11 protein-coding genes and 1 pseudogene are annotated in these 13,935 nt (G+C 41.2%); 4 read left to right on the forward strand and 8 right to left on the reverse strand.

Annotated elements, in window-relative coordinates:
- A partial coding sequence (locus WIW52_RS08535) for an IS1/IS1595 family N-terminal zinc-binding domain-containing protein (RefSeq protein ID WP_443295639.1) occupies window positions 1-219 on the reverse strand: 219 nt, incomplete at its 3' end.
- Between the two features lie 118 nt (window positions 220-337).
- On the opposite strand from WIW52_RS08535, the gene WIW52_RS08540 reads away from it, so the two are divergent.
- Both WIW52_RS08540 and WIW52_RS08545 read left to right on the forward strand, forming a co-directional pair.
- Window positions 338-2,962, forward strand: a complete 2,625-nt coding sequence (locus WIW52_RS08540; protein WP_337709897.1) for an InlB B-repeat-containing protein — start codon at window positions 338-340, stop codon at window positions 2,960-2,962.
- Window positions 2,963-3,407: 445 nt separating this feature from the next.
- Window positions 3,408-4,502: pseudogene (locus tag WIW52_RS08545) on the forward strand (transposase).
- A 489-nt stretch (window positions 4,503-4,991) separates the two neighbouring features.
- Here the strand turns inward: WIW52_RS08545 and WIW52_RS08550 are convergent.
- Window positions 4,992-5,837 (reverse strand): hypothetical protein, encoded by an 846-nt coding sequence (locus WIW52_RS08550; protein WP_337709898.1) that lies wholly within the window; start codon window positions 5,835-5,837, stop codon window positions 4,992-4,994.
- Window positions 5,838-5,983: 146 nt separating this feature from the next.
- Window positions 5,984-7,081: a hypothetical protein gene (locus tag WIW52_RS08555; protein ID WP_337709900.1), complete on the reverse strand. Its 1,098-nt coding sequence runs from the start codon at window positions 7,079-7,081 to the stop codon at window positions 5,984-5,986.
- A 95-nt stretch (window positions 7,082-7,176) separates the two neighbouring features.
- Between WIW52_RS08555 and WIW52_RS08560 the strand changes: the two genes are divergently transcribed.
- On the forward strand, window positions 7,177-7,980 hold the full coding sequence (locus WIW52_RS08560; protein WP_337709902.1) for a M48 family metallopeptidase: 804 nt from the start codon (window positions 7,177-7,179) through the stop codon (window positions 7,978-7,980).
- Here the strand turns inward: WIW52_RS08560 and WIW52_RS08565 are convergent.
- From WIW52_RS08565 to WIW52_RS08585, 5 genes are all read right to left on the reverse strand, one after another.
- Complete coding sequence (locus WIW52_RS08565) at window positions 7,968-8,207, reverse strand: DUF504 domain-containing protein (RefSeq protein WP_337709904.1); 240 nt, start codon at window positions 8,205-8,207, stop codon at window positions 7,968-7,970. The two genes, WIW52_RS08560 and WIW52_RS08565, sit on opposite strands and share 13 nt — an antisense overlap.
- Window positions 8,204-9,472, reverse strand: coding sequence for a DNA double-strand break repair nuclease NurA (locus WIW52_RS08570; protein WP_337709906.1), 1,269 nt, complete (start codon window positions 9,470-9,472; stop codon window positions 8,204-8,206). The genes WIW52_RS08565 and WIW52_RS08570 overlap by 4 nt, the downstream gene beginning before the upstream one ends.
- 35 nt (window positions 9,473-9,507) lie before the next feature.
- Entirely contained in the window at window positions 9,508-10,410 is a 903-nt protein-coding gene (locus tag WIW52_RS08575) for a hypothetical protein (RefSeq protein ID WP_337709908.1), read from the reverse strand.
- A 483-nt stretch (window positions 10,411-10,893) separates the two neighbouring features.
- Entirely contained in the window at window positions 10,894-11,436 is a 543-nt protein-coding gene (locus WIW52_RS08580; protein WP_337709910.1) for a DUF5591 domain-containing protein, read from the reverse strand.
- 39 nt (window positions 11,437-11,475) lie between these two features.
- Window positions 11,476-11,889 (reverse strand): hypothetical protein, encoded by a 414-nt coding sequence (locus WIW52_RS08585; protein ID WP_337709912.1) that lies wholly within the window; start codon window positions 11,887-11,889, stop codon window positions 11,476-11,478.
- A gap of 345 nt (window positions 11,890-12,234) precedes the next feature.
- Between WIW52_RS08585 and WIW52_RS08590 the strand changes: the two genes are divergently transcribed.
- The gene (locus WIW52_RS08590) at window positions 12,235-13,872 is read left to right on the forward strand and encodes an oxidoreductase (protein WP_337709914.1); all 1,638 of its coding nucleotides are present in this window, start codon (window positions 12,235-12,237) and stop codon (window positions 13,870-13,872) included.
- Window positions 13,873-13,935 lie beyond the last annotated feature (63 nt).

The raw sequence follows: 13,935 nt of genomic DNA on the forward strand, positions 1-13,935 counted from the left end.
AGAAATAGCCCTCATACTCATACCATTAGCATACATTCTCAAAGCCTCCTCCCTCAACTTCCTAGAATGATGATGATAACTAGCATCACCCAAGAAGTACTTACCACAATCCCTACACAAATACTTCTGCCTACCCAAAGGCCTACCACACTTAACAACGTGATGACTACCACAAGAGGGACAAGAAACGTCTTGCCTAAATACAGGCTTCCTACCTATAAGTAATACTCGTTATACAAATATAAATAACTTAACGACGACACTATCTCCACACTCCCCAACCTTACGAAAATATTTATAAAAGGGGATCATGAATAGGTTTGTGATGGTGTGGAGGATGGTTAAGAGAAGTAGATTAATTGCAATGATAGTCGTTTCAATAGCAATCTTGTTTTTAGCCTTTGGACTTCCAGTTACGGCTAACGGGTCTCAGAATAGTGGTCAGAACAATACAGCTGGGTACGTAAAATATACTCTAGACCTTTTAAACAATACCCTCATAAATGGAAATTTTGTGAATACAAGTAATGGTCTGGATCCACGGTGCATAGCGTATGATCCATCTAATGGGTACCTTTACGTTACCGATTATGCTTCGAACACTGTTTCGGTGATTAAAGGGACAACTGTTATCGCAACTATTCACGTTGGATCAGGGCCAAAGGGAATAGCCTACGACTCATCTAACGGATACATTTACGTCGCCAATTACTATTCGGGCACTGTTTCGGTAATAGATGGGACAACTGTTATCGCAAATATCCCCCTTGGATTTATATCAAAGCCAGTGGGGGTTGCGTATGACCCTTCTAACGGGTACATTTACGTCACCAATCAGCTTTCGAACACTGTTTCGGTGATTAATGGGACAACTGTTATCGCAACCATTAACGTTGGATCGGTGCCAGCGGGGGTTGCGTATGACCCATCCAATGGGTACATTTATGTTGTCGATTGTGGTTCGAACACTGTTTCGGTGATTAATGGTGCAACCAACACTGTTATCGCAAATATCACCGTTGGACCAGATCCAGTGGGGATTGCGTATGACCCTTCTAACGGGTACATTTACGTTACCGATTCTAATTCGAACACTGTTTCGGTGGTTAATGGGGCGACCAACACTGTTATCGCAACCATCCCCGTTGGAACAATACCAAAGGGGGTTGCGTATGATCCATCTAACGGTTACATTTACGTCACCAATTACCTTTCGGACACTGTTTCGGTGATTAATGGGACAACTGTTATCGCAAATATCACCGTTGGAGCATTCCCAGTGGGGGTTGCGTATGATCCATCTAACGGTTACATTTACGTCACCAATTACCTTTCGGACACTGTTTCGGTGATTAATGGGACAACTGTTATCGCAAATATCACCATTGGAATAGGGCCAGAAGGAGTTGCGTATGACCCTTCTAACGGTTACATTTACGTTGCCAATTATGGTTCGGCCAGTGTTTCGGTGATTAATGGGACAACTGTTATCGCAAATATCCCCGTTGGACCACATCCAGCGGGGATTGCGTATGACCCATCTAACGGTTACATTTACGTCACCAGTGAGAATTCGGGCACTGTTTCGGTGATTAATGGGACAACTGTTATTGCAAATATCCCCGTTGGAATGTATCCAGCGGGGATTGCGTATGACCCATCTAACGGTTACATTTACGTCACCAATTGCATTTCGAACACCGTTTCGGTGATTAATGGGGCGAATAATACTGTTATCGCAACCATTAACGTTGGATCAGGGCCGGTGGGGGTTGCGTATGACCCACTCAATGGGTACATTTACGTCACCAGTGAGAATTCGGACACTGTTTCGGTGATTAATGGGACAACTGTTATCGCAACCATTAACGTTGGATCAGGGCCGGTGGGGGTTGCGTATGACCCACTCAATGGGTACATTTACGTCACCAGTGAGAATTCGGACACTGTTTCGGTGATTAATGGGACAACTGTTATCGCAAATATCACCGTTGGAGCAAAGCCAGTGGGGGTTGCGTATGACCCTTCTAACGGTTACATTTACGTCGCCAATTACCTTTCGGACACTGTTTCGGTGATTAATGGGACAACTGTTATCGCAAATATCACCGTTGGAGCAAAGCCAGTGGGGGTTGCGTATGACCCTTCTAACGGTTACATTTACGTCACCAATTATGGTTCAGGCACCGTTAGTATAATCTCTATACCTATTCAGGCCATTAAAACATATACAGTAACGTTCACGGAATCAGGTCTTCCAGCAGGGACACAATGGTCAGTTACGTTTGACGGTTTAACAAAATCTTCTACAACCAACAACATAACGTTCACGGGTGTCCTTGCAGCTAACTATACATGGATTGCAAGTTCAATTATAGCTGTAGGAAATGGCACGAGATATGTAGCTCAAACTTCCTCGGGTACAATCAGCGTGCCAAGTGTGTCATCAGTCAGCCTTTATTACGTTAAGCAGTACAGAGTAACAATTCAGCCTACTGCTGAAGGTAACACGAGCCCCTCAGGGACTTTCTGGTACAATGCAGGCTCAACTATTAACATAACTGCTATCCCTGCTCCAGGTTACGAGTTTGTGGGGTGGGAAACAAACTCAAGCATAACGTTTACGAATTCATCATCTGCTACTACAAATGCGATAATCAATTCACCTGGAACAATAGTAGCAGTGTTTAAAGCTGTCCCTTCATCGACTCAGTCAAGCACCGCTAGTGTAGTCTCTACCAGCGTCTCGACTAGTAGTACCTCAATTAGCTCTGTTACAACGTCCACTACGTCGACATCGACAAGTGTCTCGACTAGTAGTACTTCAATTAGCTCTGTTACCACGTCCACTACGTCGACATCGTCGAAGCCGACACCCAGTGTAGTGCCTACCTTGGTTGCTGTGGTGGTTGTGGTTGTGGTGGTGTTGATTGTTGCGTTGTTAATAATTAAATATAGATAGCCATAGCTCTAAACAGTGGTTACCACCTTTACCCAAAATTGAACCCAACCAAGTCTCATTCAGTGCCTGCCTAAACGCTGTGCCAGTTCTCCGCAACCCCCACGTGGGATTTTTTTACAAACGCCTTGAATTTCCGGGTTAGAAAATTAGGCTAATGTGTGGTTATCAAGAGCCTGAAGTTTACGTAAAGTGGTTTGTCGGGCGTGCTTTATCTGGTATTGAGACTGTTCAGTTCTTTTTTGAGGTGAGGGTTCCTCACATACGCCTTAAGGGTGATTATGGTGTTGAGAACATCGTCATCGAGGCGAAGTGTCCTTGTGGGCGCGTTAAGGATAGGGAGCAAGTAAAGAACAGCAGTTATGGGAATCTTAGGGAGGTAATACCAAGAAGTCGGTATTAGCGAGAAGTTTTTAATTTTAGACGTCATCTCGCTGAAAAGATGAAAATGTCAAACCGGAAGGGACAGGTGGAGTACGCTAAGGAGAGGCTGGTCAAGGCGGTCAACCAAGTTCTGGGCGTGGTCAGGAGGAACGGGAGGAGCAGGAAGGTCGGGTTGGCACTCGTCTTGATGGTCCTGCTAGGTGGGAGGGCCAGCGTGAAGAATGCTGCTGAGACGTTCGGGTTGGACTACGCGAACCTGCTGGAGGCGTTGGGAGAACTCGAAGACGCGTGGAAGGACTACTTGAAGGTCCTGTCGGGGCTGGTGAAGGGTGAGGTTGTTGTCATCATAGACGACACCGTGGACCACAAGGAGTACTCCCGGGGGAAGGACGTGAGCCCCCACGGGAACTACTGGATCTACTGCCACGCCCACCGGAGGTTTGAGAGGGTCAAGCTCCTCACGGTCGCCATAGTAGACCTCTCCACGGGCAGGGCGTTCATGGTTTCCCCTACGCCATGAGGAAGATGTTGGATTTGGGGATGGTCAATGAGTTCAAGACCAAGATCGACTTGGCCAGGGAGATGTTGAATGTGCTCAAGGGGTACTTCCGCGTGTCCAGGGTAGTCTTCGACTCGTGGTACTGGTCCGAGAAGCTCGTGACGGACAACGTGGTGTCTGAGCTCAAGTCCAACCAAGCTCAGGGTCGAGTCGGCCCGGGGGACCCTCGAGGAGGTGGAGGGACACCTCCGAGTGGGAGACCTACCCCCCGGAGTCTACTACGCCGACCTGACCCTGGGAGACCGAGTGACTACAGTAAAATTGCTAGTCCAAGAATATAAAGGTGACTCCGGGACACACGTTAGGTACCTCTACACGACCGATCTCTCGCTCAGCGAGGAGGAGATCGAGGAGGCTTGGAGGATGAGGTGGGAGATTGAGGAGCTCCACAGGGACGTCAAGGCCTTGGGACTGGAGGACTCCTCGTTCTGGAGGAGAGAGAGGCTTCAGGGTTACCTCACGATCTTCACCATCATGACCAACGTTGTCAGGGAGCTGGTGGGGGCTCTTAACCTGAGGAGCGTGGAGGCGTTCCTCAGGTTCGTTGAACGTTATTTAGGCGGATCGTCGGGGCTGATGAAAATCTTTAAGTTACGTTAAAGTCCCATAACTGCTGTAAAGAAGTACATGAAGAGTTACGCGCTTACTGGCGTGAGCGTTGGTAAGTTTTCTCCCCTCTTGCCACATTGCAACTAAGGCATGTGGGTTTAGGCAGTTAAACCGTGCTCAGGGTTTTACTCGGTTATGGCTTCTACCGCGGTTAGGAGTGCCAAGTAGTAGTGGATTGTGTCTTCCTCATTCAAATTACCATGTTTTCACTCCATTAATGCATCCGTTGATGTATTCCTTCAATGATTCGCCGTCTCGAACGACTTACCAAGCCCACTAGGTTTGGCATTCATTATTACGGGCTCATATACGCGTGGTGTACCAACCTAACATATGCAAAGGCGAAACGCCACTCCTGCCCGATTAAGGCACTCCTAATAATGCAGTGGTTTCAAGCTTTACTCCAGAGCCTAGCCCATCATCTATGTAATCCAAAGGCAGTGCTATTAGTCAGTCCAATACGTCATCAATTACTTGACGTTAATTTCTCACTATTCCTAAATCAAATCCCATTCTGTTAACCTCATTTAAAGTATCTTTTACGGTCTTTATAAGTGAGTTAAATGATGTTTTGTACTCATTTACTAGGCTTAATAATAATTCTTCGAATCTACTTCCTTTTATATCAAGAATAAAAGTCTCTACTATTTTTGTTGTTTTTTCCACTTCCTTTTTGGTGCTATTAATATATTCAAGGCTTGACCTTAAAGTCTTAATGTAATCACTCGCTATCTGTCTCTTAGTCTCGTCATCAAGACCTGAAGAAGATATGAGGGAGTAATAAAGTGTTTCCACTAACTTCTGAAACTTTTTGAAGTCTGAGATCTCCCTTAAGAGTTTTAATCCAAATCTATAGACAGATATTTCATCAGAAGTAGTAAGCTGGTTCACTATAATTACTCTTCTCTTTAAGGTATCTATATTATTTACTGTTTCGGTTACTGAAATAGCATCGTCAATCATGTGTTTGATTATCTTCATTAAACTCTTTAGTGAGGAATATATAGGGAAAACATTACCTATATCCTCTATTTTAAGTGAGTTCTTTACTGAATTTACGATCATTTCTATTTCATTCTCTAATTTTTCGTATTGTTGCTTTATCTTTAATATCTCCTCCTTTATATTCTCTATTGTGTGATAAAGTTTAACCAGAGTTTCGATGCTTCCCGAAAACTCGGGATACTGCATAAAAACTATACTACTGTAAAGCCTGCCTAGCAAAATTCCAGTAGAGGATAAGGTCTTATTATAGCTCACAAAAAGTTGTGTTAGTCTTTCGTTTATCTCTCTAACGAACTTAGTGTCATCATTTCTCCAGCTCATAATATTAATATTATAAGATGGAGATAATATTTGATGACTAGTGTTTTGTCAATAGAGATTGTTGAAAATTATATTTAATTCTAGTAGATTATTAAGACTAGATTTTATTCACTTTACTGGAGTTATTAAAAATCTCTAATTCTACATCAACAATTTGTGAACATTTTATCAGCTGTAATTATATACACTCTATTTCCTGTTTCAGATATCTTCTTTATTTCGTCAAGAATTTCTGCCTTTTTCTCCTCGGTTTGATACTCCTCCGGGTATTCAATGATTATTATAGCATTCTTAGCCTTGGAAATCAAAGCCTTCAGGACAGCAAACGATAACGTAGAAGGTTCTTTTACCTCCGTGTTGTTCTTCAGTACTCTACCCTCCTTAGTTAACTTTAATCCATCACCTAGGTCTCTATCACCTAGCTTCTTCAATTTATGTATTGTCATCCTACATTTCTCTGAGAACAGTTGAGCTTCTTCCTCGTTATTGAGAGCGGAAAAAGAGGCTGAAAGAATAAAAGGCCTAGCATAAGGCACATAAATCAGTTCACTCACTCCCTCTTTCTTTATGAACTCCTCTCTGACGTCATATAGGATCGGTTCTAGAATACTTTCAATGAGGGATTGGGATATATCGGTGAGTTGTTGATGAATACCAATGGCTTTTTGATTTGTCTCCCTAGCTGTGACTACCAGTACTTTATTCAGTTCGTCCGCACTTATCTCTCTGTTGAAGCCTTTATTTTCCAATGGCAGTTTTATGTTTACTTCTGTATGTAAATTGCCACTGCTCACTTCCATTTTTGCGTCGAGGAAGAAGTTCTTTACACCTGTATACCGTGATAAATCAATGGAAATCGAGTTACTTGAGACATTTTCCAATTCGAAACCAGTGAACCGTCTGATCACATCCGATACTCTAATATCAAACAGTAAAGACTCTTTTAGCTTGATAACTCCATCTATAACAGTTAACTTTAAGGTCGTGTTTAATGAAGGTATTACAGACGGTAAGATGTAGGAAGGATTAGCATTTCTGAACGCTAATTCTCTGTAAACTGATGCTACCTCAAATATCGTAAAGTAAAACTTCCTTATTAAGTCTTCATACGCTCTTTCAAGTCTGAAATTCAACTCCCACGATACTTTCTTTTTGATATTCTCTAAGCCTTCATCATCAAGTATTTTATACTTCTCGATTAAATCACTTAAGTCCTTATATCCGTAGAATATATGACATGTCATAAAAACTAGTTGTAATCATTAAAAATAAAAAAGTGTTATGAAGTTTCTAACTCTTTGGAAATAAGAATAAAACTGTCAAATAGAATTGAGTAAGTATGTGGTGGTGGAAATATTACTTTATGTCTTTCATGGTTATCCTACTGACTGAAACGCTGATATCGTTGATAGTTCCTTCAACAGTTATTAATACTCTCGCTGAACTAGTTTTAGCATTTTTAATATGGTATTTGCTATCTCCCTATATAATGATATTGACACTCAGAATTAAAGAGGTAAAGGATGAAAACTTGTTAAGGTTAGCAAGCTATTCAGCCGCTCTCTTAGGTGTTAAACGCGTAAAGGTTTATGAAATTCAGTCAAGTTATCTGAACGCTCTGGCTTTCGGTAACGTGTTCTTCAACGCCGTAGCATTGACTAAACCTTTAATTGAGGGTTTAAATGATAGAGAACTTGTTGCCGTTCTAGCTCATGAGTTCGCACATATAAAGAACAAAGATACGGAGATCCAGTGGTTTTACATCCTAGCAGTTAACATTGTGTACGCTTTACTATCATTTTATATGCTTCCCTTAGGGCTATTTGCACTAGCTTTAGGAATAATAAGTATGTTCTATCTTCATAGATATTTGGAGAAAAAAGCTGATATCACCGCTGCGAGTACAACCCAGTGGATATCGGAGTACTTATCATATGCTTTAATTAAAATCGCGTATCTCTCCAATACTCTGCCGACGACGATGCTTAAATATTTTCCCGAATTTCAGTTACTCTTTATTAAACAAAGCCTGCTCGGAAGTAAGGAGAGGGAGAAATTCTTTTCCACTCATCCCAGCCTGAATGAAAGGTTAAGATATCTAGAGGACATATCGCGACGTTGGGGTAAAAACTATTTTATGTGAGCGTATCTACTCCAGTAAAGCTTACCCTCCTTTCTGATCTCTATAACCCTGTGTAATGGTATGACGTCCTCAGTGTCCCTTAGGTAAATGTATATGTTGTCAACCCTCTCTATTCTTTCAAAAGGTATTTCAGAACTTCCTTTAGCCCTATCCCTTATTACTAGGACGAACTTCGACTTTTCCTTCTCGCTCCATAGTACTCTGTTTATAGCGTCCTTTATTCTCAAGTTAGACCACTAGAGAGTTCTTTACTTATGCTTATAGCTTCAAGCTTAGAGTCGTGTAGGACAGTTATAAAGTCCTTTAACACGTTAAATGATATGTAGAATAAACCTTTCGTCACTCTTTTTGAGTAGTTGTCTACTATCGAGATGTATGTTGGTAATATATCGCTTGTAATGCTACTAAATATCACTCCTATTGAATTATCTAAAACCGTTTGACTCGTGCTTTCAACCCTGAAAAAGCTCTGCACTTCACCAGGTATTTTGAGAATAACATAATACGCATACCTGGTAGGTAGGTCTTTTGGTGCCAGTACTACTTGGTCGATATCTTCTCTCTTGACGTCAATTTCGCTCTTTATCTCTAAAGGTCCTATAAGGCAGAGACCTATTACGGAGCTGCAGTGCGTTTCTGAGATGAGTTCTAGTATTTCTGCGTCAGATAAGTCAGGGATACCGGTAGATCCTATTAATTTTGTTATGCAAGGAATCCTCCTTAACTTTCTAGAATTTTCCAACCTCTTGACTACTCCTACTACGTCTTTCCCCTTTATCAAGTCCAGTCTTTCTTTAATTAGTGTTGCATATGCCCATCTGTGGGTTATTCTCCCCCAGTGCTTGATCTTGTCCTTTTCTTCTGGTACTCCGAACTGGAATGAATAGCTCAACTCAATAGGAGTCGGGAAAAGGGGACCGTCTATGACTAGTAATTTCTCTTTACTGACTTGCCGTATGAGTATGTTTTCAGCCTCAAGCCTTAATTCATCTGCAACGTCGTCCAAGTGGTACAAGCTTTCCCTCTTAACCCCTTCTTTTGTCTCCACGTCGACTTCATCTAGTGCAAACTCGTAACCTACTACATTATGAAAAGCTAAACTTGGAGAATGTAGGGAGTTCTTCAGTGTCCTAATAAGCTCAAGGTAAGATGCGATACCCAAATATCTCCCGCCCGTGTCGAATGGAAAGACTATCTTGTCCCTTTCCGTGGAGTAAAGGGCACCTCCTACAACGACCAGATCTAGGAAAGTAGTCCTAAGAATTTTACTAGAAGTGTCAATTGAAGCAACCGAGTAATCTGAACCACTAGGAGAGAATACGTCCACCCTCTTTATCTTGTCATCTATAAGCTGTAAACTCTCTTTACTGTCTCCCAGCGATTCCTTAGGAGTATAATTGGGCATAATGTTCTTTATTTTTCCCTTGAACTTACTTACTTCAATTCCCAACCTCAGTAACTCTAATTGAATGTCGGCCTCACTTTTAGACATTATTTCTACTATCTCGAGTAGGTTTTTAATTAATATTACGACGTGTTGGTCTGAGAAGCTGAGGATAATTTAGGTTTTCCGCAAACGTCCATCTCCCTTATGTCGTTTGCACTGAGCTTTCCTATTTCTTCGCTCTTTCTTATTTCTGGTCTACTCCCCGTATATTCGGACTTGAGAATAACCCACGCGTTTATCAGAGTTCTGTTTATCCAGTTGTCCAAGTTTATATCAAACGGGAAATGGGTTTGCTCTAGAAATACTAACAAACTTTCTATTTCCTCGTTGTTAGCACTCCTTACGTGCCACTTTATTTTCCTACTTCCCACGTACTTTTCCCCTTTTCCGGGGATTAGTATCATTCCCATAGCCCCTTTTACCCTATAAGTCGACGTATCTACACTGTCTGCGTTGTAGAATACTCTCCTCATAAAGGGTGATCCGGCTCCCATAACGTGTAAGTTCTTTATCTTATTCCTAAGGTAATGGTAAATTGCTATTACTGTAGTCCTACCAATTCCTCTATGGAGGAGGGGTGGAACTACACCACCATAGGCGATTAGCTTCGGGGGATGGGAACTGTAAAAGTCTAAGGCTTTGTCAATATAATCGAAAGGATAAGCGTGAATAACGGGGATCACATCGAGTTCAGCCTCGTAAAGTTTAAGGTAATAGTCGAAGGTCTCCTTCGCTGGTGGTGAACAAACTGGTGTAGGGATGTCAAGAGATATAAAGTAGTCTCCTTTTACTTGTTTATACTTGTTGATTACTTCTTTCACGTCGATTTTGATCCCCTTCTTCATTATTTGATATCCACCGCTGTCGACCCAAGTTTCATTCTTCCAAGTCCTCTCAATTGTCCGTAACTGGTTAATCATAATTGGTGAGCCTAATTTCCAGATAGGGATTCTATCGTCAGGCATGCCCAGTATTACTTTCATTAAGAGAAATAATAGTAATACCAGGTTATAAAGTACTACTGAAGGTATTATAAAACCAAATAGCTCAGTATTATTTTAAAACCTCTATATAGTACGACGACGTCTCAACCGTAGAAGTATACGACTGAGTGTTAAATTCACTGGTATTATAATAAAACTAAACTGAGTAGCCGTTGACAACAGTTTCAGATAAACCTTGAATTTTATGTCATTTGATATTATTTAACATTCCTAGCTCTTCTCGTGAAGTTTATAAATTTTGTAGTTACATACTAAAATGTAGAAGAGAGCCCTACAGTGAACTCGATGAGCAATGTGAGGGGGAGGATGGGTTTGATGAGGCTCCCTATGTCCTTGAAGGGAGTGGTTTAACTACCTCTCCCGTAGACGGCATGGGGAGCCGGACGAGGGGAATGAGGACGAGAGATTGAATACAAATTCATGAAACCTCAATGAAAGTCCGACCCCTAACTATTCCTCTAGTCATAATCCCTCAGATAGTTTAAAAGCCTTTAGAGACGCCTCCTTTATACTCCTGAAAGCTAGTCTTCCGTAAGGCAGTAGTTCGATCTTAACTCCAGATAATTTAGACGCTTCACTTAAAACGCTAAAGTGGTGTTTGGGCAAAACTGCTATTATATGTTGGTGGTATGACTCTAATACTTTTAATGCAGTAGTCAACAGTCGAACGAATTCTTCCCTCTCCTCTCTGGTCATCTTCGAAGGAGGGTAATCATAATCACTAAATGGGTAACAGTCTTCAAATTCCCTGGGTACTAAAAGCATGGGTTCCGAAACACTGTACAACTGTACTTTGTCCTTGACTATACTCTCAGCTATTATATGCGTAGGGGAATTATGGTAAGGTTTTTTCTCAGTACATGGTAGGAGTAATGCTACTCTCTTTTTCGACCTCCACTTTGTGAACAAGTAGTTATGCCATTCTATGACAGAAGGGTGTTTAAAAGGGTCAATCCCGTCCTCCTTAACTACTCTCCCGCGATAGGTTATCGGCGGACAGATCACATTCTAGTCATTGTACAAATAAGGTTAAAAAATGATAGTCTAGGTAGAGAACATCTGGATCTCGTCAAAACTAGCACTCTCTAGCAGTATCCCGGAGTGGAACTTCGCCAATAAATACCTCATAAACTCCAATGAGTCGTAAGGTATTATAAACTCCTCTCCTCCCCTAACGAAAATCCTTATGGTCTTCTTTACGTGATCTACAAAGAGAATGAAATCTCTCCAGTCCAATTTACTGACTAACTCCCTTAGCTTCATTGTACCTAGTAACAACGTTCCGTAATTGTCCACTAATTCCGATAGGGTGAACCCTTCTACGTCGTAAACTATCATAGGTTTTGCAAAACGTAACTCTGCATTTTCAGGGATATCCTTGTCCTTTTTAACTTCCTTAATTCTCTTACCGTCGTAAAGGAATTTCTTATCTGGAGTGATGAACAGTATTGTGACCATAGGATAACATTATTAAAAATATGAAATTTAAGCATTACTTATGAAAAATAATGAATATAGATTATCTACATATTCTATTTTACTATATAATGTCTATATAGTTGTATATAGTATATATAATGAAGTGTGTAATAATTATCGCTTAAATGCAAAAAGTATGATTAGAAATGACATATTTTCACATATACTATTCATTCATGAAGGGTAAGAAATTATTTCTGTTTAATTTGTTACTGCATTTTAAAACGCTTTGATTTTTATTCTCACATTTATCGTTTGATTTGCAACTAGATTTACTTAATCATGTTGAATCAACTTTAATTGTAATGAGCCTAAAATCATTCTATGAAGATATTAGAACCGTTGAGAGTGCGTGATGTCACCTTAAACAACAGAGTAGTAATGGCTCCTATGATAACAAATCTGGCTACACCAGAAGGTTATCCCAGTGAAGAAATGATCGCTTATTTTGTGAGGAGGATAAGCGTAGGTCTAATGATTACAGAGTACACTTACGTTAACAAGATGGACGCCAGAGGTTCTCCTAATCAATTAGGTTTATATCATGACGAACTTATCCCAAAGTTCGCAAGGCTGACAGAGGCAGTGCATAATGTTGGCTCCAAGATATTCGTCCAGTTAGTTCATGTAGGAAGAAAAACGAGGAGGAACTTAATATGGGGGAATGAAGTTATAGCACCTTCAGATATTCCTTTGATAGAGCCCGTTAAGGTAATGACGAAGGACGATATAAATAGGGTTATAGATGACTTCGTTAAAGCTTCAGAGAGGGCCGAGAAAAGTGGGTTTGACGGTATTGAACTGCATGGTGCTCACGGTTATTTGATAGCACAATTCCTCTCTCCAGCAACAAACAAGAGAGACGACGAGTATAGGGACGGTGTTCTCTTTCTAGAGGAAATTCTTACCGAGATTAGAAGGGTAGTCAGCATTCCAGTAGGGTTAAGAATATCTGCTACAGAATTCGACCCTTTAGGACTGACTCCAGATCTTGTAGGCAAGGTTATAAGCAGGGTCAAAGACAAGTTAGATTATGTTCATATATCGGCTGGGAGGGATGGACCACTTGGCGGGTCTTCAAGCTTTTACTATAAGAGACCGAGCTACTTAGAGGAAGCTAGGATAATAAGAGATTACGTTAAGGACTTACCCTTATTCCTCGTAGGATCTGTTACGACTGTTGAAGAAGCAGACAAGGTATTGGAAATAGCCGACGCTGTGGTCTTAGGGAGACAGATCCTCGCAGACCCAGATTGGGTGGTAAAGGTAAAAGAGGGGAAGCCCATTAGGTATTGTATAAGATGTAATCAACTGTGCAGGTTACTTTCTACAAGAGAGGTTCGTTGTGATGTAAACCCAGAATTAGGTTGGGAAATTTTACCTCCTATGGAGAAAGGAGAAGGACTTGTGAGGGTAGTAGGCGGGGGGTTAGCAGGACTTGAGGCTTCAAGAGTTTTGTCCCTGAGAGGTTTCGAGGTCGAGCTTTATGAAATAAGCGATAAACTGGGTGGGGAGGTGAACGAGTATAGAGACCCTTATAAAAAGATGGAGTTCGGTAGAATTCTTCAATATTACGAAAGGGAATTGAAAAGACTAGGAGTCAAGGTTAGGTTATCTTCTACTACAGAGGATGCAGATTTGGTCATGATTCCCACTGAGTCGCAACCGAAGTTTACGCAATATAAAGGAGTCAGGATTCTTGTTGACTCCAACGTGTACGCTTATCAAGACTATGTATTCGAATGGGTCAAGTATAACGAGGTATACGTAACTGATAATATATATAAGGGTCTAGACAGAAATAGAGCCTACTTACTTAGAGAGAAATACAAGGAGTTAGGAGTTAGGTTTGAGAAACCTGACAAAGTAGAAGTAATAATTAGGGATATAAGAAGAGAACAGCCTTCAATAGGTAAAGCTATATCAAAAGGGTATTGGAGTGCGAGGTCGTTTAAGAAATAGGGGGAAGACATAGTAAGTTATCTGAGTACCTTTCCACCATCAGGCTAATCGTTCCCAGACACG

Source organism: Stygiolobus sp. RP850M (assembly GCF_037389295.1).
GTDB lineage: Archaea > Thermoproteota > Thermoprotei_A > Sulfolobales > Sulfolobaceae > Stygiolobus.

Coding starts and splice junctions, on each gene's coding strand:
- WIW52_RS08540 (WP_337709897.1), top strand. CDS start 338: ATGGTTAAGAGAAGTAGATTAATTGCAATGATAGTCGTTTCAATAGCA.
- WIW52_RS08550 (WP_337709898.1), bottom strand. CDS start 5,837: ATGAGCTGGAGAAATGATGACACTAAGTTCGTTAGAGAGATAAACGAA.
- WIW52_RS08555 (WP_337709900.1), bottom strand. CDS start 7,081: ATGACATGTCATATATTCTACGGATATAAGGACTTAAGTGATTTAATC.
- WIW52_RS08560 (WP_337709902.1), top strand. CDS start 7,177: ATGTGGTGGTGGAAATATTACTTTATGTCTTTCATGGTTATCCTACTG.
- WIW52_RS08570 (WP_337709906.1), bottom strand. CDS start 9,472: ATGTCTAAAAGTGAGGCCGACATTCAATTAGAGTTACTGAGGTTGGGA.
- WIW52_RS08575 (WP_337709908.1), bottom strand. CDS start 10,410: ATGAAAGTAATACTGGGCATGCCTGACGATAGAATCCCTATCTGGAAA.
- WIW52_RS08585 (WP_337709912.1), bottom strand. CDS start 11,889: ATGGTCACAATACTGTTCATCACTCCAGATAAGAAATTCCTTTACGAC.
- WIW52_RS08590 (WP_337709914.1), top strand. CDS start 12,235: ATGAAGATATTAGAACCGTTGAGAGTGCGTGATGTCACCTTAAACAAC.